Annotated in this window: 27 protein-coding genes; 13 read left to right on the top strand and 14 right to left on the bottom strand. The window is 36.1% G+C overall.

Features of this window, described 5'->3' with window-relative positions:
• Positions 1 to 108 precede the first annotated feature (108 nt).
• The 4 genes from DIZ80_01030 to DIZ80_01015 all read left to right on the top strand — a co-directional run bounded on the left by DIZ80_01030 (position 109) and on the right by DIZ80_01015 (position 2,711).
• On the top strand, positions 109 to 360 hold the full coding sequence (locus DIZ80_01030; protein RDH86083.1) for a hypothetical protein: 252 nt from the start codon (positions 109 to 111) through the stop codon (positions 358 to 360).
• Positions 361 to 748: 388 nt separating this feature from the next.
• Positions 749 to 1,666: a transporter gene (locus tag DIZ80_01025; GenBank protein ID RDH86082.1), complete on the top strand. Its 918-nt coding sequence runs from the start codon at positions 749 to 751 to the stop codon at positions 1,664 to 1,666.
• Complete coding sequence (locus DIZ80_01020) at positions 1,663 to 1,989, top strand: cupin (GenBank protein RDH86081.1); 327 nt, start codon at positions 1,663 to 1,665, stop codon at positions 1,987 to 1,989. Before DIZ80_01025 ends, DIZ80_01020 begins: the two co-directional genes overlap by 4 nt.
• 146 nt (positions 1,990 to 2,135) lie before the next feature.
• A complete protein-coding gene (locus tag DIZ80_01015) occupies positions 2,136 to 2,711 on the top strand; it encodes a DUF2238 domain-containing protein (protein RDH86080.1) in 576 nt (191 codons plus the stop codon).
• A gap of 18 nt (positions 2,712 to 2,729) precedes the next feature.
• Here the strand turns inward: DIZ80_01015 and DIZ80_01010 are convergent, their stop codons facing one another.
• A complete protein-coding gene (locus DIZ80_01010) occupies positions 2,730 to 3,431 on the bottom strand; it encodes a hypothetical protein (protein RDH86079.1) in 702 nt (233 codons plus the stop codon).
• Positions 3,432 to 3,575: 144 nt separating this feature from the next.
• Between DIZ80_01010 and DIZ80_01005 the strand changes: the two genes are divergently transcribed.
• Positions 3,576 to 4,679 carry a DNA alkylation repair protein gene (locus DIZ80_01005; GenBank protein RDH86078.1) on the top strand — a complete coding sequence of 368 codons (1,104 nt, stop codon included), beginning with the start codon at positions 3,576 to 3,578 and terminating at the stop codon, positions 4,677 to 4,679.
• A gap of 390 nt (positions 4,680 to 5,069) precedes the next feature.
• Entirely contained in the window at positions 5,070 to 7,187 is a 2,118-nt protein-coding gene (locus tag DIZ80_01000) for a hypothetical protein (GenBank protein ID RDH86077.1), read from the top strand.
• Positions 7,188 to 7,194: 7 nt separating this feature from the next.
• Here DIZ80_01000 and DIZ80_00995 read toward each other — a convergent pair whose 3' ends face one another.
• Positions 7,195 to 7,551, bottom strand: a complete 357-nt coding sequence (locus DIZ80_00995; protein RDH86162.1) for an HNH nuclease family protein — start codon at positions 7,549 to 7,551, stop codon at positions 7,195 to 7,197.
• 194 nt (positions 7,552 to 7,745) lie between these two features.
• Here DIZ80_00995 and DIZ80_00990 point away from each other — a divergent pair, with 194 nt between their 5' ends.
• From DIZ80_00990 to DIZ80_00975, 4 genes are read left to right on the top strand one after another with little or no spacing between them, the layout of a single operon-like run.
• Positions 7,746 to 8,228: a DUF1456 domain-containing protein gene (locus DIZ80_00990; GenBank protein ID RDH86076.1), complete on the top strand. Its 483-nt coding sequence runs from the start codon at positions 7,746 to 7,748 to the stop codon at positions 8,226 to 8,228.
• Entirely contained in the window at positions 8,228 to 8,437 is a 210-nt protein-coding gene (locus DIZ80_00985; protein ID RDH86075.1) for an RNA-binding protein, read from the top strand. Before DIZ80_00990 ends, DIZ80_00985 begins: the two co-directional genes overlap by 1 nt.
• A 15-nt stretch (positions 8,438 to 8,452) precedes the next feature.
• The gene (locus tag DIZ80_00980) at positions 8,453 to 8,935 is read left to right on the top strand and encodes a transcription elongation factor (GenBank protein ID RDH86074.1); all 483 of its coding nucleotides are present in this window, start codon (positions 8,453 to 8,455) and stop codon (positions 8,933 to 8,935) included.
• A gap of 33 nt (positions 8,936 to 8,968) precedes the next feature.
• Positions 8,969 to 9,214 carry an RNA-binding protein gene (locus DIZ80_00975; protein ID RDH86073.1) on the top strand — a complete coding sequence of 82 codons (246 nt, stop codon included), beginning with the start codon at positions 8,969 to 8,971 and terminating at the stop codon, positions 9,212 to 9,214.
• A gap of 144 nt (positions 9,215 to 9,358) precedes the next feature.
• Here DIZ80_00975 and DIZ80_00970 read toward each other — a convergent pair whose 3' ends face one another.
• The 8 genes from DIZ80_00970 to DIZ80_00935 all read right to left on the bottom strand — a co-directional run bounded on the left by DIZ80_00970 (position 9,359) and on the right by DIZ80_00935 (position 16,905).
• Entirely contained in the window at positions 9,359 to 10,030 is a 672-nt protein-coding gene (locus DIZ80_00970) for a hypothetical protein (GenBank protein RDH86072.1), read from the bottom strand.
• Between the two features lie 108 nt (positions 10,031 to 10,138).
• On the bottom strand, positions 10,139 to 12,028 hold the full coding sequence (locus DIZ80_00965; protein RDH86071.1) for a hypothetical protein: 1,890 nt from the start codon (positions 12,026 to 12,028) through the stop codon (positions 10,139 to 10,141).
• A 98-nt stretch (positions 12,029 to 12,126) separates the two neighbouring features.
• Positions 12,127 to 12,501, bottom strand: a complete 375-nt coding sequence (locus tag DIZ80_00960) for a hypothetical protein (GenBank protein ID RDH86070.1) — start codon at positions 12,499 to 12,501, stop codon at positions 12,127 to 12,129.
• Positions 12,502 to 12,754: 253 nt separating this feature from the next.
• Positions 12,755 to 12,958: a hypothetical protein gene (locus DIZ80_00955; GenBank protein ID RDH86069.1), complete on the bottom strand. Its 204-nt coding sequence runs from the start codon at positions 12,956 to 12,958 to the stop codon at positions 12,755 to 12,757.
• Between the two features lie 333 nt (positions 12,959 to 13,291).
• Positions 13,292 to 14,356, bottom strand: coding sequence for an amine oxidase (locus DIZ80_00950; protein ID RDH86068.1), 1,065 nt, complete (start codon positions 14,354 to 14,356; stop codon positions 13,292 to 13,294).
• Positions 14,349 to 15,026: a cupin gene (locus DIZ80_00945; protein ID RDH86067.1), complete on the bottom strand. Its 678-nt coding sequence runs from the start codon at positions 15,024 to 15,026 to the stop codon at positions 14,349 to 14,351. Before DIZ80_00945 ends, DIZ80_00950 begins: the two co-directional genes overlap by 8 nt.
• A gap of 31 nt (positions 15,027 to 15,057) precedes the next feature.
• A complete protein-coding gene (locus DIZ80_00940; protein RDH86066.1) occupies positions 15,058 to 15,879 on the bottom strand; it encodes a hypothetical protein in 822 nt (273 codons plus the stop codon).
• 15 nt (positions 15,880 to 15,894) lie between these two features.
• Positions 15,895 to 16,905: a hypothetical protein gene (locus DIZ80_00935; protein RDH86065.1), complete on the bottom strand. Its 1,011-nt coding sequence runs from the start codon at positions 16,903 to 16,905 to the stop codon at positions 15,895 to 15,897.
• 571 nt (positions 16,906 to 17,476) lie between these two features.
• On the opposite strand from DIZ80_00935, the gene DIZ80_00930 reads away from it, so the two are divergent.
• Positions 17,477 to 19,036, top strand: a complete 1,560-nt coding sequence (locus DIZ80_00930; GenBank protein RDH86161.1) for a histidine kinase — start codon at positions 17,477 to 17,479, stop codon at positions 19,034 to 19,036.
• Positions 19,037 to 19,761: 725 nt separating this feature from the next.
• On the opposite strand, the gene DIZ80_00925 is transcribed toward DIZ80_00930, so the two are convergent.
• The 3 genes from DIZ80_00925 to DIZ80_00915 form a co-directional block, all read right to left on the bottom strand.
• Positions 19,762 to 20,364: a nitroreductase family protein gene (locus tag DIZ80_00925; GenBank protein RDH86064.1), complete on the bottom strand. Its 603-nt coding sequence runs from the start codon at positions 20,362 to 20,364 to the stop codon at positions 19,762 to 19,764.
• A gap of 32 nt (positions 20,365 to 20,396) precedes the next feature.
• Entirely contained in the window at positions 20,397 to 20,906 is a 510-nt protein-coding gene (locus tag DIZ80_00920; protein ID RDH86063.1) for an HPP family protein, read from the bottom strand.
• A 119-nt stretch (positions 20,907 to 21,025) separates the two neighbouring features.
• Positions 21,026 to 21,394: a hypothetical protein gene (locus DIZ80_00915; GenBank protein ID RDH86062.1), complete on the bottom strand. Its 369-nt coding sequence runs from the start codon at positions 21,392 to 21,394 to the stop codon at positions 21,026 to 21,028.
• A 274-nt stretch (positions 21,395 to 21,668) separates the two neighbouring features.
• Here DIZ80_00915 and DIZ80_00910 point away from each other — a divergent pair, with 274 nt between their 5' ends.
• Together DIZ80_00910 and DIZ80_00905 are read left to right on the top strand one after the other, a co-directional pair.
• A complete protein-coding gene (locus tag DIZ80_00910) occupies positions 21,669 to 22,394 on the top strand; it encodes a glutathione S-transferase (protein ID RDH86061.1) in 726 nt (241 codons plus the stop codon).
• Between the two features lie 120 nt (positions 22,395 to 22,514).
• Entirely contained in the window at positions 22,515 to 23,003 is a 489-nt protein-coding gene (locus tag DIZ80_00905; protein ID RDH86060.1) for a hypothetical protein, read from the top strand.
• A gap of 16 nt (positions 23,004 to 23,019) precedes the next feature.
• Here DIZ80_00905 and DIZ80_00900 read toward each other — a convergent pair whose 3' ends face one another.
• Positions 23,020 to 23,928 (bottom strand): LysR family transcriptional regulator, encoded by a 909-nt coding sequence (locus tag DIZ80_00900; protein ID RDH86059.1) that lies wholly within the window; start codon positions 23,926 to 23,928, stop codon positions 23,020 to 23,022.
• Positions 23,929 to 23,982: the final 54 nt, after the last annotated feature.

Below are 23,982 nucleotides of genomic sequence, written 5' to 3'. Positions count from 1 at the left end.
TTAAATGTTATTTGATAAAGTTAAAAAACTAGCTACAATACATTCAATCGTATGCTTTTTAATTAGAGAATATGAGACCCAATTTTATTAACAACCCTGGTGTTTAAAATGGCCGCAAAGAAAAGAAAAGCTAAGAAAAAAGTTGCTAAGAAAGCAAATCCATTAGTAGCATTAAAAGCAAAACTAGCAGAAGTAAAAGCACAAGCTAAAGCTGTTTCAGCTGATGCTAAAGAAACAACTAAACGTGCTGATGCACTAGTTAAAGGTATGGGCGGCGCAGCTGCTGCTCCTGCTGCAGCTAAATCTGCTAAAAAGAAAACAAAGAAACGTCGTAAAAAGCGTGCTGCTAAGAAGAAGTAATTATTAGCAGAATATAAAAAAAGGGGCTTTTTAGCCCCTTTTTTTATGCCTGAAATTTATTCTTATAAATGGTAAAGATATTGTGATAGCTCGCTATAACAGCATTTTCTGATGCTAATCTGATTAGATTATATTGTTCAGGTGTGATTTATGAAATTAATAAGCTGTATTTTTTATTATCCTTGTTACTACATACCATCATGAAACTATACGAAATGACAAAATATCATGTATCAGGTGATGCAAATGTTATCGTGATAAGTCTTAATGATAAAATATGTAAAGATTCATGAGAGGTGAACAGTTTAAAACGACTGTTAAAGTTAAATTTTACTGAAAAAGTTATATATTGTGGTAACCCTTACATTAGAGAACGCAGTAAACAGGTATGAATAAAAAAATACGCAAGAGTATTCTTGTTTTTATAATTTATCTGCTTAATCAGCCAACTATAGTAGCGCAGGAACTTGAGCCCAGAGCGTATTCAAGTGCTCCGACAGGTTTAAATTTTGCTGTTATAGGTTTCCAGCATTCAGAAGGTGGTCTTTTATTTGATCCTGCACTACCTGTTACAGATGCAAGTTCACGGACAAATGTAAGCGTAACAGGTTATTTACGAACACTTGATGTAGCGGGAATGTCAGCCAAAGCCGGTATCGTATTACCTTATGCGACTTTATATGCGCAGGGTCTGGTAGATGGAGAGTTTCGTATACGAGATACTAAAGGCCTGGCCGATCCGGCACTATACTTTAGTCTTAATTTTTATGGTGCACCTGCTCTGAATTTAAAGGAGTTTAGAACATATAAACAGGATACGATTGCCGGTTTTACAATAAAAGTAACTCCACCATTGGGGCATTATGATAAGGATAAACTCATTAATATTGGAACAAACCGTTGGTCAATTAAACCTGAATTAGGTGTATCGAAAGCGATAAATCGCTGGATTCTGGAAGGCTCACTTGCAACAACGTTTTATACGAAAAATAATGAGTTTGATACCAGTAAAACGCGTCATCAGGAACCGGTATATTCAATGCAGGGACATCTGACATACACGTTCAAGAATAAAATATGGCTATCCTACGGAGTGACATATTTTACCGGCGGAGAAACCAGAGTCGATGGTGTTGTAAGTAATGATTTGCAGAATAATTCACGCACAGGCTTTACAGCAGCCATACCTGTTAATAAATACAATTCTATTAAAATATTGATGAGTGCGGGGCTGAGTACACGTACAGGTACTGATTACGATTCGATAGGTGTTTTCTGGCAATATCGCTGGGGAGCTAGTTTATGATAAAAAAAACAGATGAAAACAACCTGTTTTCAGAGGTTCCGGACAGTCTCGATAAAGAGCTTATAGAAGTTTTATTAAGCAGTGAGAATATCAAGGTTGAACGGATTGTATCAAAAGGTCATATATCGCCAGAAACAGGCTGGTATGATCAGGATCTGAATGAATGGGTGGTGGTTATAAAAGGTGAGGCAATTATTGCTTTTGAAAATAGAGAAGTCAGTCTGAAAGAAGGTAGTTATATCAATATACCAGCACATACAAAACATAAAGTCAGCTGGACACATCCTCAGTTAGAGACCATATGGTTAGCTATTCATTATTGAGCTAAAGTTAACCAAATGGTTTCTAATTGCGGGTGTGTAAGGATGATGCTTTTAGTGTGAGAAAATATTGTATAGAGTGGATTATAAATATAATTTAAAATGAGGAACAGGTTATTAAGTATCTCTGGAAATATCTCTGGGCATTTATGTTCTGTTCTACTTTACTCTGGTCCGGTATATCACCTAAAGATCAGTTCACCTGGGGTCTGGAAGTTTTTCCTGCTGTTACTGGCGCAATTATTCTGCTGGCGACGTATCAAACGTTTAGATTAACGCCTCTGGTTTATTTATTAATACTGATTCATTGCATTATCTTGATGGTTGGGGGGCATTACACCTATGCTGAAGTCCCGTTATTTGATTATCTGAGTGAGTTGACAGGTTCATCGAGAAACAACTACGACAAGGTAGGGCATTTTGCTCAGGGTTTTATTCCTGCATTAATAACAAGAGAAATAATTATCAGAAAACAGGTGGTGGCAGGTAAAGTATGGCAGTTTGTCTTTATCGTTTCGTTTTGTCTGGCTTTTAGCGCTTTTTATGAGCTACTGGAGTGGTGGGTTGCTCTGGCAACAGGGGAGAATGCAGAAGCCTTTCTGGGAACGCAGGGTTATATCTGGGATACACAGTCAGATATGGCGATGGCGCTACTTGGTGCGATTACAGGTTTAATTACAATGGCGAGAGTTCATGACCGTCAACTGGCTATAATAAACAGATAGTTAAGCTATTGTAAGTATTTAAAAGGTTTTAGACAGTCGTCGTAATTGAGTATTACGAATGTATGAAATTTCACCGGTTTTCTCCATCTCTTTTAGATGTGGAGTGATGACAGGAATTAAATGACGGTTTTTCTTATGTACAAAGTGATACAACTTCATTTTTTTTAATGAAGCACTCACCATTCTGATGTTTTTGTATTTTTTCCTATGAATAATACTCCAGCCAGCCAGTTTAGGTAAAACGACAATATCTACCAGGCCTTTATTCAGGCGATCAAATGCTCCCTGAGCACTTAACGCTTTTTGTACAGGGAGATGTTCAGTTGCTGTTTCTATGAATTTTGCACCTTTGATAATAACGACTTTATGATCACGTAAGTCTTCCCATTTATCTATTAATAATGATGGTTTTTTACTGAATGCTACCGCCTCAACTGAAACGATAGAGACAGGTACCTGCATCAGATTTTGATAGATATCTGATATTTTTTCAATTCGTGCAAGTTCGCCATCTGTTATTCCGGCATTTGATTGCTGAAGTGATTCTTCAAGATTAAGAAAAACAGGTTCTATATCTATTCCAGCATTTGAGTATGCTTTGATCAGTACTTCTGAAGCGATAGTCATAGCAACATTTCTGGAGCCACCAGAAAACAGATAAGACTCTGCTGTTAGGGGCAGTGGGAGCAATAATAATGTTAGGATTAACGTTCTGTACATAAGTGTAGAATAGCATTAATTGAAGATTTTTAATGTGTTTTGTATAGAATATTAAAATTTTATAATGTGCTTAGTTGTTGTTAACTTAATGATAAATAAGTAAAAATAAAAAATAGTATAAAATTTAAAATTAGGATCAGATTAATGGCGGAACCATTTAAAAATATTTATAACCAGCGTTTTTTCGATGGTTTTACTGATGTATTAAGGCGGGTCATACCAGATTTTGATTCGAGCGCTTTTCTGAAAGAGATATATGACGATGAGTGGGATAATAGAGAGTTAAAACAGCGTATGCGGCATATCTCTACGGTGTTAAAAAATTATCTTCCCGATAATTATAATCAGGCTGTAGACAAAATACTTGAATTAATAAACCATCTTAAAGAGAACCAGTGTACTTTAGCCCTGGAGTATATGTTTCTACCAGATTTTATAGAGCAATATGGTTTACAGAATTATAAAGTATCAGTAAATGCATTCGAAAAAATCACTCAATTTACCAGTTGTGAGTTTGCAGTACGGCCCTTTATTATTGAATATCCTAATAAGATGATGAAGCAAATGTTAGCCTGGTCAAAACATGAAAATCATGATGTCAGGCGTTTTTCCACTGAAGGCTGTCGCCCGCGCTTGCCATGGGCAATGGCTTTACCCTTGTTAAAAGAAAACCCGTCTTCTGTTTTACCTGTTTTAGAAAACCTGAAAAACGATGATTCTGCATACGTAAGAAAAAGTGTTGCAAATAACCTGAATGATATTGCAAAGGACAATCCGGAAGTTGTTATTTCTCTGATTAAAAAATGGCAGGGTAAAACTGAAAATACTGACTGGGTCATTAAACATGGCAGTAGAACACTTCTGAAACAGGGTGAACCAGAAGTAATGAAGGTATTTGGATTTGGCTCTACCAAAAATATTGATATAGATGAATTTGAAATTATTTCACCTGTAGTTAAAATTGGAGGTGTATTGGAATTCACTTTTCAATTATCAAATAACAATAATAAAGATACAAAATTAAGACTGGAATATGGGCTTTATTATCAGAAAGCGAACGGTACTCTTTCTAAAAAAGTATATAAAATTAGTGAAAAACTATATGAGAATAATTCGATAACACTAATCAATCGAAAACAGTCCTTTAAATTAATTACAACACGAAAGTTTCATGAAGGGCTTCATCAGGTTTCAATCATTGTTAATGGCAATGAGTTTGAAAAAAATAATTTTGAACTTGTAAAGTAATTATCCGGTATATTTCTGCTTACAAAAATTATAGCGCTGAATAATACTGTTATTCTTTATTCATAGTTATTAAATAAAAGTGTCATTTTCTTCTTCCCTTATTTCATGCAAGCTAAATAACTGGCTAAGTATGGCGGACTGGAAGTATGCTTATGCTACGGCATACTTTTTATAATCGCTTTGTCTGCAAATAGATCACTCGTTAACTCTAATTAGAATTCTATAATCAATAATGGTTGTTATGGACTATAATCGTACTATGAGTATTGTCGTTGAGTTTGGTTAACTTATTGATTTTATAGTTAATATACTAAACTTATATCGATACAATGGTAAGGCTGAATTCTCAATAATTGTCAGAATGAGGGCGATGTGAGCAGGTTACTGTTATTGTCATTACTGGTCGTTTCATCGTTACAGGCGGATGAATTTGATGAATATTTATCCATGTCTCTTGACGACCTTTTAAATGTTGAAGTTACCACTACGTCAAAGTACGTCGAAAATCTTAAAGACAGCCCCGCAAATATGTATGTTATTAGCCGTGAACAAATTTTAAAACGCGGTTATAGAAATATCGGTGATATATTAAAATCACTGCCTGGTGTAGATATTCAAAACTACTCTTTATTAAACTCCCCAACAACAGTAACAATGCGTGGTCATGCAGGAAACAATAAATTCCTACTGCTTCAGGATGGAGTTCGTCTTTCATCTGCTGGAGGAGAAGCAATTAACATGTCTTTTAATTTCCCGGTTTATTATGCAAAACAGGTTGAGATTTTAATGGGGCCATCTTCTGTAAGTTATGGTGCCGATGCATTTATGGGTGTGATAAATATCATAACAATGGAAGAAGAATTAGTAGAAACACAGATTTCAACTGGTGAAGACGGGTATAAACAGGGTTACTTTCATTTCAGTAAAAAAATGGATAATGGTGTACATCTGAGTTTGGGTGGGCAGGGATATCAGTCTAATGAATTTGAGTTCGCAGAGGATTTTCCGGAGTATTATCCTGCAGGTGATGTTTCACCTACAGGCAATCCTTTCGACTTTTCTCAGACAAAAGAGAATTCGTTTTTTGCAAAAATAAAAATAAAGAATCATTGGGATTTTGGTTTTAATTTTTCTCAGATGGAAGCATCTAACTATTACGCCCCCAGATCTGATGTTGATGCTTTTGATACATCGAGTATAGGAGAAACTACAATAGCTAATTTATATGGGAGTTTTCAGGCCGATATAACTGATAAACTTCACAGTACAAGTTTATTGACATTAATGTCGTTTGAACTGGGTAATGGGACAAACTTTAATAACCTGTTTACAGATTTTGTACCATTATATAAATATGAATTAACGGAACGGATTTCATTTAATCAGGACTTTATATATAACCTGAACGAAGATCATAAGATTTCGTTTGGTGCGGTATATGATGATATTAATACTATTCCTGTAGGTGCAGATCTACCCACGCCTTACAATACGTCATTATCAGTTAATCAGCAAAACTTTAATTACCCGGGCACAACACTGCCTCTGGTTTTATTTGAGAATAATCATGAAAATGTAGGAGTGTATTTACAGGATAACTGGATAATAAATGATCAATGGCGGCTGGTAACCGGAATACGCTATGATAATGATAGCTTTCATGGAAGTAGTACTAATCCACGTGTTTCCGCAATTTATAAACCGAACGATAAGAATCTTGTTAAATTGCTCTATGGGCAGGCATATTTAGCGCCCTCATCTGAAAATGCATTTATAAACTTTGGCGATTTTTCCGGTTTTAATAGCACGACTGGTTTATGGGAAAGTTTCTTTTTTCAGGCACCAAACCCTGAGTTACAACCCGAAGAACTTCAAACACTTGAATTTACATATGAACACTGGTTTGAGCATAATACTCATATTAAATTTGCACCTTATTACACACGTATAGATAGTGTCGTCAGGCTGAGTGCTGACCCTGTTCCACAGCAATTTATTCCCGGCGCTGAAATAGGTTTTACAAATAGTAATAAAAATTCAGGAGAACTGGATATTTATGGTGCTGATTTAAGTCTGGAAAATATAAGCAGTTTTAATTCTTTACATATTGAAAGCTGGCTTAATATTTCTTTTGTTAATGGACGACTAGAAGAAAATTCAGTTAAAACTAATTTGCCATTAATCTCAGAATATAAAATAAAAGGGGGGGCAAGTTTTATTTATAGAAATAAATATACATTAACACCCCAGATATATTGGGTAGATGATTCAAATAATAATCAGGCAGACCCAGCTGAACCAACGAAGCGGTTACAAACGGATAGTTATTTTGTAACAGACCTGCATGCTGAAGTCGTATTGACTAAAAATTTGAATATTGTTTCAGATATCTATAATTTATTTGATAAAAAGCATAGTCATGCAACACACTTTACAACTTTCACGACTCTTCCTGAAGCCCCACAACCTGGCCGTTTGATTACAGTGGGTTTATATTATAAATTTTAAAAAATAATTACTTATTAAGTAGACCTTTTAAATCAGCAAAGGGGTTATTAGTGGCTTCTTTTTGCTCATTTGTACCCATTACAATGCCATGTTCCGCAAGTTGTTCTTCATAACGCTGATGTTCATTATCGTGACAATACAGGCATAGTAACTCCCAGTTACTGCCATCGGCAGGGTTGTCGTCATGATCATGATTAATATGGTGTACGGTTAATTCATGCAGGTTGGCCCTGTCAAATTCACGACAGCAGCGGCCACATATGTGAGGGTACATTTTTAAGGCTTTTTCCCGGTACCCGTGCCCCCGTGTTTCAGCGTCCTTACGTGCCTGAGCAACTACTTTATCCAGTTTATTGTTATCTATCTTTTTCATTAAATGAAGGCCTGATTCGTATGGAATCTGTTTATATTTTAGTAATGTAAATGATATAGTCTTTGAGCATCTTATATCAATACATTATTAAGGCTTATACAGGCTGAATCAGATCTTATTTGATATTATCCTTCACTAATTTAGCCTGTTCTGTGACAATAGCCCTACTAAATCAGGAAATTCATGTGACAAACAACGATATATTACGCCGAATCCGTTATACCTTTGATTTCGATGACTCAAAAATGATGACATTATTGAGTCTTGAAGATGAACCTGTTACCCGTGAGCAAATGAGTGACTGGTTAAAGAAAGACGATGACCCTGCCTTTCAGGAATGTAAAGATATTCAGCTGGCTATTTTTCTGAATAACCTGATCGATGACAAGCGAGGGAAAAAAGAGGGTGCACAGCCCCAGCTTGAAAAACACCTCACGAATAATATTATTCTGAAAAAATTAAAGATAGCGCTCAATCTTAAGGATGAGGGTATTCTTGAGTTAATGGAATTAGCTGAATTTCCAATCAGCAAGCATGAGTTAAGTGCCTTATTCCGTAAGAAAGGTCATAAGAATCATCGAGTCTGCAAAGATCAGATGTTACGTAATTTTTTACAGGGTATGCAGAAAAAGTACCGGGCAAAAGATTATTATAAGCAGGAAAAATAATGGAACTGTTTGAACTTGAGGGCCGTGAGTATATTGAGTTAAATAACCTGCTCAAAATTACCGGTTTATGTGAAAGTGGAGGCAGGGCAAAAATCCTTATTTCAGAAGGTCAGGTTAAGGTTGATGACCAGATTGAGTTACGTAAACGATGCAAAATTAGAAAAGGACAGGTTGTAGAGTTTAATGCACAACAGGTGCAAGTTAGTTAAACAGGTTTAAGTTGTATGAACAAATCCCTGTTGATTAAGCAGATATTGCAAGAATTAGAAAATGTCCATCAGGTGGCAGCTGCTGCGGCTCAAAGAGCTTATGATACGGCTACCGATGAAGAAAACGAGGCAGAAAATAAATACGATACATTAGGTCTCGAAGCATCATATCTGGCTCATGGTCAATCTAAACGTGTTGCAGAGTGTGAGGCTGATTTAATTACGTTCAGTAAGTTAAAGATCGTTGAGTATTTGCCTGATAGTTCTATAGTCATTGGTACACTGGTGAGTATTGAGGATGAAGAGGGAACTGAGCAATTTGTCTTTTTAAGCCCGGTAGCCGGAGGCCTTAAATTTAGATTTAACCATAAAGAAATAACAATCGTTACCCCGTCCGCGCCACTTGGTAAAGCATTAATTTCCTCAAGAGTTGATGATGATATTGAGGTTCAAATGGGGCTGGACAAAAAATATTATCAAATAACCGCGGCCTACTAAGCTAATAAAATAAACAACTTTAAAAGGTTCACAATGAAATTATTAATACGTAATCTTGCTCGCACAACAACAGAGCTGGAGATAAAGAACCTGTTTGAACCATTTGGTGATGTACAGTCCTGCGTTATAGTAATGGACAAAGCATCAGGCGTATCAAAAGGTTTTGGCTTTGTAGAAATGCCTAAAGCAGGCGATGCTAAAGCGGCAATTAAAAGCCTGAATAATCAGGAAATTGCGGGTAATAAAATCAGGGTTAAAAAAGCAGATACTAACAAATAGTGATTATATAATGTATTAATTAGTAATCGATATTAATTAAAATTTGTATCATCTGTTCCTTATTTATTTCTTGATAAAAGTTAATAACAATGGTGTTTTAAGCTTGAAGCATCATTGCCCTGAGAGTGTCAGGAGTATTTAATTTTATAATCCAAAAACATAACCAAAACTCCATGTAAATCCAAAAGCATCATAATCATAGTTATCTTTTGTATGGCTTGTAAGGCCACCAGATATGCGTGTTACAAAATCACCTGTACGATAATCTAAAAATAAGGATATAGCTAAGGCCGTTCCATTTATATCAATATTGTGTAGTTCCTGTGTGGTTTCGGTAAAGATTACTTCCCCGGATGCATTTAAATAACCGAATCCTACTCCCAGTCCTGCAATTAACATTTGATTGTTGTTATAGGAGCTTACTCCATTGAATGAATAAAACAGGGTAGGTGTTACAAAAGTATAGTACCCTTTCACTGAAGTTCCGAGATCGGAAAGTTCATTATCTATGAGTTGTTGCTTTAAATTGAAACTCGAAAGACTGTATTCCATTAAGCCACCCCAATTAGAGTCTCCAAAGAATTTATAAGGGCTTTCAATAGAAATAAAGGGCGAGTATGAAAAGTCTTCTGACAATGTACCATTTGAACTGGTGCTATCTTTATTATAAACATCAAAATCTATAGCATTAACAGAAATTCCAACAATACTTCGATATGATGATAGAGAATCCCTTGTTCGCTCATCACTCCATGATGTTTCTGACATCAGAACTAGAAGGAAAAATAAAACTGGATTGATGCTTAAACGTTTCATCTTTTAACCCTTTTTAGCAAGTAGCATATGGGTAAAAACACTAATACATACTTAATTATGCTTAAGTTAAAAAATTAAGAATTGATTAGTATCAAATGTATTATGTTATTACAGATCCAGTGTGATTTTATTGCCTTTCGCCCTTGATACACAAAGGCACATGGAAGATTTTCTTTGTTCTTTTTCAAGGTATATATCTCTATGATCAGGTGTGCCTTCTAATACACTTGTTACGCATAATCCACATTCACCTCTTTTGCATTGATGGGGTACATTTATCTTGTTGTTGAGCAAATAATCAAGTATCGATATATCAGCTGGAACCGTTAATGTAATCTCGCTTTTGGCTAATTTTATTTCTATTTGTGAATTGCTTTTAATAGAATTAACTCCAAAATTTTCAAAGTGAACGTTTGCTTTGTTCCAGTTATTTATTTCTGAAACTTCTCGAATTGCATTAATCAAACGAACTGGACCACAAACATAAACATGCGTGCCTTTATCGGGTTTGGTTAGTAATATATCCAGATTAAGTCGTGAGTTTTTTTTAGCCGATGTATAAAAAGAACACCTGTTTCCAGCAATGGCTTTTATTCTATCAATATAGATAAAATCAGATAATGTTTTGACAGTATAATGAAATTCATATGATTTATTTTGTGATTCGAGTGACTCTAACATCGATAGAATAGGGGTGATACCGATACCACCGGCTATTAATATTGTGTGTTCAGCATTAGTGTATACGGGAAATTCATTTTTAGGAATTGAGCAATTTAAAATATCGCCTTGCTTAACTAAGTGATGCATAGCGTGTGAACCGCCACGACTTTCAGCCTGTTCCAGCACGGCTATTTCATAATGATTTAGATTATCTGGGTTGGATAGAATAGAGTAGTGTCTAATAAGGTTCTGATCGTTATTAAGTGTGATTTCCAGGTGTGCCCCGGCTTTAAATTCAGGTAGTTTATCGTCTGATGTTAATATGAATGATTTAACTCGATCAGACTGCTGAATGATTTTATCTACGGTTAAATTCAGCGTCTTGTTTTCTATTGTCTGATTCGAAGTGATTTCAGGGTTATGGGGCGATGCATCCAGGTATTCCCATTCAATATCAAAGTCGATAGTACTTTCTCTCCATGATTCTATATCAAACTGCCAGTAACGTAGCGTGCCTGCTGTTTCTATATCGGTATCTTCTATATGCCACAGAACTTTCGCCTGCCCCGTTAACTGAAGGATTTTTTTGTTTATAAAATCAATAAACACGAGACCTGCATTAGGATTAACGTCAAAATTGCCTAACGTATTAAACATACTGTTACCCGGGTAATCGGGTATGCGTAATTGTGAATTATTTATTATCTGAATGAAGCCGGGTTTACCTCCCCGATGAGATACATCATTACCATGATCCGGGTGCGCACTGGAAACAAAAAAGGTATCTGCATTTTCAATAATATTAATTTGGTTTAAATTAAGGCTGCAGCCATTCAAATCAGAAACTTTGTTAAGATCGTTATTTTTTCTAGCATGCATTATATGTCTACGTTGAATATACTGAGGACAGTTTGGATATGCCTGATCAATATTAATATGATAAATCTGTTCTGATATTTTTTCGATTTGGCCATTAATACGTAAACGTCGGCGTGAGCCAAGTTCAATGACGATCATACCGAGTTGTGCGTTAGACTGAATGTTTGACCAGAAAGGATCTGTTATTGATATAGAAGTATCGCTAAAATTTATTCTAACTGTCTCAGCATCCAGTGCTTCTATAAAACCGCTGCTACCAAATATTGCTGATGTCCAGATTCGGGAGTTTATGTCGGTGCTGCCGAGTATAACCATAGATTGTTGTGATATGAAATTTAATGCTGCACCAGGTATTCGGTTAGTAATAACTGTACCGTTAGATCGGGCGATGTCAGATACACCTAATTTAGTTTGAACAGCAAGTTCACCTTCATGGAATGGGCCAGTCTGTGACATATTGAACTCCTGTGGAGATTATTATAATTTTAGATGTTTAATAAATCAAAATGACAGGGCTAACTCCCTGTCATTTTGATAGTACTTATAATGTGGATTTAGAAAATCATAATTTCAAAACCATCATTACGTAAATTTCTCAAACTGGGTAAACCGGATGTGCCAGGAACGGCATTGTCCTTAACTAAATCAAATCCACTTTTTACAGCTTCTTCAGATGCACCAAATACATCGGCACAACCACAGGATACACCGGCAACTTTATCTTCAACAGCTTTATAAAGATCATATACAGGATGCTCTTCATTATTCATTTCACCAGCCCAGCGAGTACCTGCACCCTGGAATAATATTGTTACCTCATCACCATTTTCTTTATGATCGTATGCGGTTGCTAATGCATTAAAAAAACGACCTAAAGCTTCTTCTGAACCTGATTTTGGATCTGATAAAATAATTATTGCAGCTTTCATGTGTAAACCCTCTTGGTTTAGTTGTTAACGATTATTCGTTGAAGGTGATATTGCATTTGCTATGCCAGTCTGTATGTTTTATTTAACTCATTGATATTTATAAGTAAGTTGTATTTTTATACGGTATTGATATATACGAATAGTCGTGAAAAACGATTTATCGTGAGTTAGAAACGTGATTTCGTAAAAGATTCATTACTAATAAACTATTCAGAAAGAATAATTAAACTGTCTTTAAGATTTTCTTTTTAATTTAATTATATGGATGAGTAGTAAATCGATTAATAAATTTAGATTCGATTTCTGTACATAATGGTAACCATAACCAGAAGATCACTGCAAAAGTGCAGGGAATATCAGAAGTTTGAAACCCATCCATTAAAAGACCCGACAGGGTAAGCATGAAAATAATTATACGATTCAGATTGCTTAAATAGCTTTTTTGTTTCTGGCTCATGATAATCTCCTGGTGTATTAATAATTTGATCGCATAAGCCATGCCAGATATTACAAAAAAAAGTAAAGTGTGAGAATTATGTTATTTATCGCTCGTTGGGTAATGAAATAATAGTGATAGATTGTAAAATAATCAGGTTAAGGGTGAGGTATAGCTAAATACGGTATGTGTTTAAATTATAGGATGCAAAGTTAGATGAGTAAGAGGTGATATTTAATGAAATTCGCAACGATAAATCGTTAACAACGAGTTATCGTAATTGAATAACGTAATATAGTGGAATCTTAAATATGCTTAAGAGTATTTGATTGTTGATATATCGATTCATTAATTTTAATAGTTAGAAATAGCTTCATCAGCACTTTCAATGGCTCCTTCAAGATAACCCCCATGCTCACGAGCAAATTCAGTGCCCGTCAGTATTACTTTCCCACCCCAGAAATGTCTAGGTGCATCTTCAGGATATTGCGGGTGTTGCATGGGTGAAGTTAAATCTATTTCAGCGGTAGTGTTTTCGTCCAGACTCCAGTCCTTTAACTGTATATCGCAGGTGTTCTGGCTCTCATCGCCGAACAGACGTTGTAATTGCTTCATGCATGATTCAATTAAGCGTTCTTTATCAACCTGTTTACGCTGATGAGCATTTAAACCCACAAAAGCGGTGAGGGCGTAATATTCTTCACTTGAAGGGCTACCATCATAAATTTCTGACAATGGGCCGTAATGGCTGAAAACTTCGCCTGATAAGTTGTTATCTCGCCAGAAGGGTTTTTCATAAATAAACATAATTTTACAATGCCCAGACATCCAGGTCGGTATGCTTTTCCAGATGTTTGAAATTTCTTCTGGAATGGCAGGTGTGAAATCTATGTTCTGTTGTATTAATCTCGGTGGTAGTGCAAGAATAATTTTATTAGCCGTGTATTGGAATTTTTTACCATCACGTATGGTATAAATGCTCATGTCATCTTTATTAATAGACTGCACAAGTGTATTTAAATGAATGCCTGATTCGGGTAGCTTATTTTGCAATGTTTCAATTAATTGCTGGCTAGCACCGGCTATTCGATATGATTCACTATGTGAAGACTGACCAGTGTAATGTTCAATTTCATCTGGATTTTTTTCATATAACATCGCACCGCTTGTATGTTGTTTAAATGTGTCCAGATCAAGATTCTTCATTAACTGGTTTAAGCGAGGCTGTAAGTGTGGCCATACCCAGGCCGGGCCCATATCAAATCTACTGTTTTTATAATCGGCTGAGAATATTCTTCCACCCGCGCGATTACGTGCTTCCAGTAAAATGACATCCTGTTGTTTCTGTTGTAATTGCCAGGCGCTATATAAGCCACTTAAACCTGCGCCAATAATAATTACACTATGATGTTCACTCATAAGATACAGGCTCGAGTAGATGACCGGTTTTGCGTAATAATAAACAATCTTCTGTTACGGTAATATTTTGTCTGGAGCCTGCCGGTAGACGTAACCAGCTACCCTTGGTGTAGTTACCTTCATCATCATAAAAACGGCCGTGTAGTACAAAATACTCTACACCCGCATCGAAACTGAGGTTACTTAGTTTCAATCCGGCAGGCCAACGCATCATACATACTGATTCATAGTCTGCATTGAAAAGCGGCAATATTTCACCAGATGCCCTATTTTTTTTCCAGAGATTTTCATTACGAGTATTAATGGCTAGTTGATTTTGATCATCCGGATGCATTTGCCAGAGTTTAACCAGAATTCTACAACCTTCATCACTATGAGGAGCATGGCCTGTGCCTTTAGGGTTGCGTACATAATAGCCTTCAGGGTAATCAGCATGCTGATCTGAAAATGTGCCATTTAATACTAAAAACTCTTCACCACCACCGTGTACGTGACCACTGAAAGAGCTTTGTGGAGCAAAACTAACTATGGTTGTAACTCTTTCTACGGGCGGTTTTTCATCATCAGCTTCAAGTCGTAGGCGTTGTACACCCGCGGAAGGTGAGTTTTCCCATTTCAGGTTATTGATATTAAGGTTTGCTCTAAGGGTTAGGTCAGAATTTAATTTCATATGTATTAATAGTAGTCGTTTATGAAAGGCCTTAATAATTATCGATTGGGAGTAAAACTGAAAAGCAACTGCCCGAACCAAAATCAGAAGTAACTGTAATTATACCTTGATATTGACTGATAATGTTATACACAGTTGGCAGGCCTAACCCGGTTCCCTCAGTTTCAGGTTTAGTTGTAAATAGAGGGTCAAATATATTTTTCATTGTTGATTCTTTCATGCCATGTCCGGTATCTTTTATTTCCAGCAGGTGCCATATCTTTCCATCGTGATTTTTAAGATTTAGATCAATACTGAGTAAACCGCCTCGAACTTTCATTGCATGAATAGCATTAAGGCACAAGTTCATCACAATTTGAAAAATTCCTGCCTGATCAGCCAGTATTTTTCCCGTGTTCTGAAGGTTTTGTACAATAGTGATTTTTTTAGATACGCCTATTTTAACAAGTTCTATCGCTTCTGATACAGAATGATGTAGCAAGACTGACTCAGATTCAAGTTTGTTATGTTGTCGATTATAGCTCAGTATCTTTTCCGTAAGATGTTTTCCTAACTCGGCATTTTTGAGTATCTTTAATAGATAGTTATAAGCAGGATCATCGCGGGATGTTTTATGTATTGCGATTTCTGAAAAACCAATAATCAGGTGTAAAATATTGTTAAAGTCATGTGAAATTCCAGCTGATAATAAACCCATATTTTCCATTTTGCTTGCCAACAATAACTTATTATTTAAAATATCATTTTGGATTGTTAGTTCTACTTCTCTTTGAGTCGCAGATTTTTTATGTAAGTTTACATACTCCTTACTGGGCTTGTTATTGCTCAATGTGGTTTCTGATCTGGGTTTCATTATTTTCTCCGAATGTTAGAGTTTGTAAGTAACACCAAATGTGAATGCAACATCCGGGCTATTTTCAAAGTTAACAATATTTTCAACAAGACCTGCTTCAAAAAGGTAGGATTCAGTTCTCCATTTATATCCAATATGAATTTCATGGCTGAATTCTGATAGTTCACCCATACCATCAACCACGCCTTCACTGAATAAATACTGCAATATGAAAGCTTCGTCATGGTCCATATTGAACTCATATCCGAACATGCCACTGAATTGATGATCTTTCAGGGGTAAGCCTAAAACATCATCTGAACCAAATTCAGTATATGAAAGGTTGCCGTATGCATAACCGTTACTTTTTTTCTGAGCAATACTGAATTGCACACCATAATCAAAAGCACCATGTTCAATTAAACCGTCGTGTAACATTTCGTAACTCATATTAAAATTCACAGCAATGGCAGGCCATCCGATGCTTTTATCGGCTAGAACTTTTTGCACGCTGATGCCAATTGTTTGTGAGGTTTGACCACGAACTTCGTTTCCCAGATCAATTCCATATTCAGGTATTTGAATATGGGTGCCATCTTTTACTGTCTCGTCACGACCATTTTGATCAATGCCAAACAGGTCATGAAATTCAAGCGTTAACTGGTCAAGGTGAGCGTTGAGTATGCGACGTTCATTTATTGAAAACTCAGCAGACCAGTTATTCGCAAACCCCTGATTAATTGCAAAGCGAGTATCCGTAAAATGATAATCCAGAATAAATAAACCTTCCTGACTGCTGTAAACACTTGCAGCCGCAATATTAAACTGCAATTCAGTCTGGCCATCTGGCAAACCGTAGGGTGAGCGGGGAATAGGTGAAAGACGTAAAGACTGGGCTGGGGACAGGGAGCGAATAGTTAAAGGCCCTAAAGTACCTTGCCAGTATTCTTCAGGTTCAGCTTTGTATGCATAGGCTTTGTCCTGTGCAATAGCCGTAAGTAATAACAATACGAAAAACCTGAAATAGTATCGTGTGAATGTTTTCATATTAAGTCCTCAATCAAAGCTTTTATTTTCTTAAATAAGTATTTAAATTTTGATTAAGGAATTGCAGACTATGTGCCAATACGAATAATTCCCCTATCTTGTTGAAATATAAATAAAAATCTCCCTGTAACATCTATTAAATATTTCACGATATATCGTAACTGACGAATAGTCGTTGATCTTGTTACGTTATTCCGTTATATGTTAAGTTACTAAATCACGAAATAATGGATGTATGATCATGGCTCAAAGTGAACAGCCTAAAGTATGTAAAAATAGTTTTACGTCGGTTAACGCAATGGGGGATCTTATTCTTGAGGCTGCAGGAGAAGGAATCTTCGGTATAGATTGTAATGGTGTCACAATATTTGCCAATCCAGCAGCAGCAGAAATGACTGGTTGGAGCATTGAGGAGTTAACGGGTAAAAAAAGCCATGACATGTTGCATCATACAAAACCAGATGGTTCTACTTTTCATGCTTGTGATTGCCCAATACATGCGGCTTTTAAAGATGGTGCGGTACATCATGTTGATGATGAAATTTTCTGGCGAAAGGATGGTAGTCATTTTCTGGTTGAATACACGAGTACCCCGGTTAAAAAAGACGGTGAGCTGTTAGGTGCGGTAGTGGTCTTTAATGACATAACTAAACGTAAGCGTGAACAGGATGAAATTAGAAAAATTTATACTGAGAATCAACTCATTTTACAATCTGCAGGTGAGGGGGTTTATGGTTTATGTTGTGAAGGAAAAACGACTTTCGTAAACCCTGCAGCGGCTAACATGCTGGGTTATGAGGTTGAAGAGCTAAAAGGCCAACCGATGCATGCCCTTTTACATCATACCCATGCTGACGGTTCGGAATATCGCAATACAGACTGTCCCATCTATGCCGCATTTAAAGATGGTTCAGTTCACCATGTAGAAGACGAAGTTTTCTGGCGTAAAGACGGCAGTAGTTTTCCAGTTGAATATACCAGCACTCCGATAAGGCAGGATGGTAAGTTGTTGGGTGCAGTTGTTGTGTTTAATGACATAACAGAACGTAAACAGGCAGAGCAGGAATTAAAGCAGGCTTATGAAGAAGTAGAAAAAATGAAGCAGCGTCTGGAGGCGGAGAATACTTATTTACAGGAGGAGATTAGAACTAAACATAACTTTAAAGAAATAGTCGGTCAGAGTTATGCAATTAAGCAGGTGTTAAATCAGATAGAGCTGGTTGCACCGACTATGGCAAATGTTTTAATTATTGGTGAATCAGGCACCGGTAAAGAGTTAATCGCACGAGCAATACATGATAGAAGTGAACGTAGCGATCGCCCTTTAATAAGGGTTAACTGTGCTGCAATACCTCATGAGTTATTTGAAAGTGAATTTTTTGGTCATATGCGGGGTTCATTTACCGGTGCCATCAAGAACAGAACAGGTCGATTTGAACTGGCAGATGGTGGCACGATATTTCTTGATGAAGTTGGTGAGATACCGATAGATTTACAAAGTAAATTATTAAGGGTTTTACAGGAAGGTCAGTTTGAGCGGGTAGGGGATGAAACAACCCGTACGGTAGACGTACGTATTATTGCTGCAACAAATCGAGATTTAAGAAAAGAAGTTGAAAAAGGAAATTTCAGAGAAGATTTATATTTCAGATTAAATGTATTTCCCGTAGAGGCAGTGCCGTTAAGAGACAGACTTGATGATATACCATTATTAGCAGAGCATTTTATTGAATTAATCTGTAATCGTATAAACAGAGAAAGTCCAAAGTTAACAAATGCAAATGTAAAACAACTACAAACATATGCATGGGGTGGAAATATCCGTGAGTTACAAAATGTAATTGAGCGTGCCATTATTGTGGGTAAAGGTAATCGACTTATTTTTAATTTACCTAAGAATAAAAATGAACATATAGATGCGGTTCAGGATACTGTAAATATAGCAGATTCAGGACTTCCCTATAATGAAATCGAAAGATTGGCCAGGGATAAAGTTAATATTATTGCAGCTCTTAGATATACCAAAGGAAAAATATCTGGTGCTGAAGGTGCAGCTGAGTTGTTGGGGATTAAACCTACAACACTGGCATCGAGAATGAAATCGCTAGAAATTGATAAGAGGGATATTTAACGGTTAATTATTCTGTACAGCTCCTGGTGGTTATAATTAAGGGGACAGAGCGCCAAAGGTGGCGGTCTATGTTTGGTATAAAATTTGTTCGTATACTCGATGAACTTGAAAAGCTTCAGGATGAAATTAGTGATAAAAAGAATAATGGTTAGTATTAATCATCTATTTTATAAAAAGTGTTTCACGAATAATATGGATCCGCTTTTCACGAAATATTGCTATTGATATGCAGTATTTCGTTAATAGCGACTTCTCGTAAAGTATAAAATCATCAATAAAGTAATAAATAATAAGTATTTCAACTGGTTATAGCTTGTTTTAAAACTGGCATAAGCGCTGCAATGTTATCTATGACATAAATTATATTTTCCTACAGGAGTAGCGTTATGATTATAGATAGTTTAACCATTTCAGGTGTAGTTTTTTCAATTTTAATTATTTCAGTATTATTTGTTCTTAATAGTAGGCAGTGTATTCAACTAACTGATAGAAAAAGTATAAATAAATAGCTTGAAAATCACTTTAATAAATATTTTTAGATTATTTAACTAGTATATTAAAATATTTACGCACCCTAACGGGTGCGTTTTAGATTAGATGTGATGAATATTAAGTCGAATATTTTGATAATATTTTTTAACTATTCTCATCGATAGTGTGAAAACTGTAGAAGTTAACCATAACAGTTAATGACTTAACAGCTACAGGATATTGTATGATTACAGTTAAAAATTATCTTTAAATACTATATCTTCCAGTGATAACTGGCCGGGTCTTGGCCATGCGGGTTTGATCTCCTTTCCTATCGTAATAAACATAGTGATCACATGATCTTCGGGTAGATGTATTATTTTAGCAATTTCATCAAAATCAAAGCCATCCATTGGGCACGAATCATATCCCATTGATCTTGCGCTTAACATGAGAGTTTGGGCTGCAATACCACATGAGCGCATGGCTTCATCTCGCTGAACCTGATGTTTATTACGGTAATAATCATCCATGGCAGGTAACATTAAAGCACGTACATCATCGGGTGCGTTAACCCAGTAACGCTGAGGTTGCTTTTCCCATGCTTTTAAATCTGCGCAAAGTACGATAAATAATGAAGCATCTGTAATTTGTGCCTGATCCCATGAATGTGAGCGAATAGTGTTTCTTAATTCAGTGTCATCAATTATTACAAAACGCCAGTTTTGTTGGTTAAAAGCCGTTGGTGATAGTATGGCTAATGAAAGTAATTTGTTTATTTCAACTTCACTGAGTTTATGTTTCGGATCAAAGTGTTTAATTGATCTTCGCGTAATTATAGCTTCTTCTATTTTCATTAGGTTTCCTGTTTATTAAAGTGTAGGTTTTACTAAAACCATGATTTTGGATAGCTACGTTTAGATGAAATGTTAATAAAAACAAGAGCAACGGTAAGTAGTGCTATTGAGCCAATAAAACTGGGCATAATTAAAAAAGACCAGTCTGCATTTGCTAAAAATACAATTAATGGATTTGAACCTGCAGGAGGATGAACGGTTTCAGTTGCAATCATAAAGCCTAATGCAACTGATAAAGCTAAAGCCATGCTCCACCATTGAGGGCCAACAAAATGTAAAAAGCTAAGGCCAATAAAAGTGGATAATAAATGACCAGCGATTACGTTTTTTGGTTGTGAAAAAGGGCTTTCCGGATAACCGAATAACAAAACACATGAAGCACCAAATGAACCCATAATTAAAGGGTAGCCGGAGTAGTTTGCAAGAAATGAAATTATTGCTATAGCAATAAATCCACCAACTGATGCAAATACAACTTTCTTAAATAGTGAGTTATCATTGAATAATTGAATCTCCGTGTTATTTCTTTGGAAAATTTTCATACAAATTCCTGAATTAGGTTTTTAAATGTCGCAGGGTCTAATGTCCTGGAGTTAAATGTTTCCGGGGCGGATCCTTAGTGAATAAAAATCCGCCCTGGTCCATTTAATTATTTGATGTATTACTTCTCTACACCTACGTCATACCATGGTGTAGGGTTAATTGGGCAACGATAACGAAAACCATTTTCAGTGATATTCACGACATCAGTCGTACGTGTTTCATCTTTTTCTATTGGGAATTTATCTAGAAATTTATGGCTCTTGGCATCTTGCAACCAAAAGCCCACCAATTTTCCAGATTTGTTCTTGATAATGAATTTGTATTTACCGGGTTTGAGTTTTACAAGTGTTTCAGGGCTTGAGAAGTAACCGTTGTATTCAGTAAGGTGAATGGTGGTGACTCCATCAATAGTCTTAGGTGGAGCGGCAAATGTCAGGGCTGGTATAAGTAGTATCAGACTGACGACAAAAGCTGAAATAAGTTTCATGTTTTAATCCTTTTTCTACAAAGTTAATTTATAACGAGTAAATTCGTTAACTGTACTAGAGCATTAGCTGTGCCATAAAAGGATATTTATGTAAGTGCTTGATAAGTATTGATAATATATGTAATGTTAAGTATCTAAAGCAATACGGTAATTCGTGTTTTACGAATAGTCGGGAGTGTTCAACGAAATATCGTTGATATTAGAAAGCTTATATAAATTCTGGTTTAATAAGTTTGTGTATTACTATAGGGAAATATTTAAAAAGGAATTCTTAATGGTGATTTTATATCAGTTTCCAATTTCACATTTCTGTGAAAAAGCCCGTTGGGCACTCGACTATAAAGGTATTCCATATAAGGTTAAAAACCTGTTGCCCGGGCCACATGTAAAGCAGGTAATGTCTATAGCTAAGCGATCAGAAGTACCTGTGTTGAAACATGAAGCTAATATTATTCAGCATTCTGATAAAATCATTGATTATTTAGATGAAAAATTTACTGATCACAGGTTAACCCCGGTAGATGATGAAACTCGAGTTAAAGCTCTGGAGTGGGAGGCTTTCGTTGATAAGGAGGTTGGGCCGAATTTACGCACTTTTTTTTATCATTCATTACTTGATCATCCGAAACTCCTGATACCTATCTTTACATATAAGGGGCCCTGGTATGGGAAAATATTAATGAAGTTCTTTTTTCCTGCATTACGTTTAAAAATGATTAAACTCATGAGGATCAATGATGAAACTGCATTACAGGCAAAACTGGATTTAAAACTGGCAATCGATAAATTAAATCTTCATTTATCAGAACATAAGTTTTTGGCTGGTGATACTTTTAGCCGTGCAGATCTGGCAGCAGCTTCTTTATTGGCGCCATTAGTTCAGCCTGATAAATATGGATTACCCTGGCCATCGCCATTGCCTGCGGCATTACAAACAACCATAGATGAATGGAGTGGTGAGTTAGAATGGGTGAAACAATTATATATTGAATATAGATGATGGGCTGTCTTTAACCTTTGTTTTTTAATCATGATATTCGTTGTGGAATAGTTATCGGTTTGTATTTTTTAATTGTATATGTATTAATTAGTTTTATTAAATAAGTTATAAATTAGCAATATGAAAAGAATATTAAATCAATTGATTGACTCGATCGTTTACGAAGTTAAACGTTATTTAAGAAGAGGAGAGATAGCTGCTTACTGGAAAACGTCAGATTTTAATTATATTGCACTGGTAGCTACGGATAAGTTCAGTTGCTGGGGCGAGATTGAAATAAAAGGTTATGGTAAGTTTGATCGCTCATCTAGCTTTTTAAGATTTGATGATAATGGGTGTTTAATAGAAATACTGGATGGTCCTGTTAGTACCAGTGTAGAAGAGGATTTTCATATTACGAGTATTTATTTTGTATCTAATTTACAGTTACTTCATGCTAGTTTCGTAAATTATGATATGACCACTGGTGAGTCAAGGTGCAGGGTTGAGATTGATAGCTTAAAAGAGTGTAGCGAAAGAGAGGTTCCCCTAAAATTAATTGATGAGGTTGTCTTGTTTAATGAAAATCCAGAAAAATATAAAATTAATAATAGAATAATTGTAAATTAAGTTGTCTTTAAAAATACTAAGCAATATAAAAATCCTGCTGCGTTACATATTCAACCATGCGATCAATGAACAGGCGTGTTTTTTTCGGTATGTGGCTACGGCTAGGGTACATAATATAAGTCGATGAGAATGCTTTGAATTTAACATCGGCCAAAACTTCTACCAGTGTGCCATTATTGAGTTGTGCGTGGCTATCAGATAGCAGGGTCAGACCTATACCAATTCCATTTTCAGCAGACTTTAACAGGGCGGTTCCATCATTTACCTTGGTATGTACATTTACTGAATAACTTTTAATTTCTGATCCTTCGTAATACGCCCATTTATCCAGCACGCCACTGTCTCCAGCGTAAACAACAAAGCGATGACACGCCAGGTCAGCAATGTTTTGTGGTGTGCCGTGTTGATCAAGGTAGGCAGGCGAGGCAACCATAACCAGTTTATTGTTTGTTAACTTACGTGCAATTAGTGATGAGTCGACTGGAGAGGTAATACGTATGGCAACATCGAAACGCTCACCCACAATATCCACGTATCTATCTTCAAGACGTAAATCAATTTTAAGTTCAGGGTAATCTTCAACCAGTTTTTTTATAACGGGCATAACATGCTTTCGTCCAAAATGCGTGGTGCTCGATATACGTAGTTCACCACTCACATCTTCCCGTAATGAGGCTACCAGAGCATCGGTTTCCAGTAGTTGATTACGAATGTTGCTGGCATGTTGATAGATAGCATGCCCCGCATCGGTCAGGCTCAGGCTGCGAGTTGTCCTGTTTATAAGTCTCACTCCAAGGTGTTCTTCCAGCTGTGCAATCTGTTTGCTGACCATGGAGCGATTAACATCACGAAGGCTGGCGGCTTTACTAAAGCTGCCGCTATCTATGACATCCGCAAATAAGATCAGTTTGCTGGCAACATCCATAAGAGTCTCACTGTTTCTAAATTGGAAACATATATACGCTAATTTGCTGCCTAT

Source organism: endosymbiont of Galathealinum brachiosum (assembly GCA_003349885.1).
Classification (GTDB): domain Bacteria; phylum Pseudomonadota; class Gammaproteobacteria; order SZUA-229; family SZUA-229; genus SZUA-229.
Note: the sequence above shows the minus strand (reverse complement) of the source record. Positions and strands in the feature narration are given on the sequence as shown.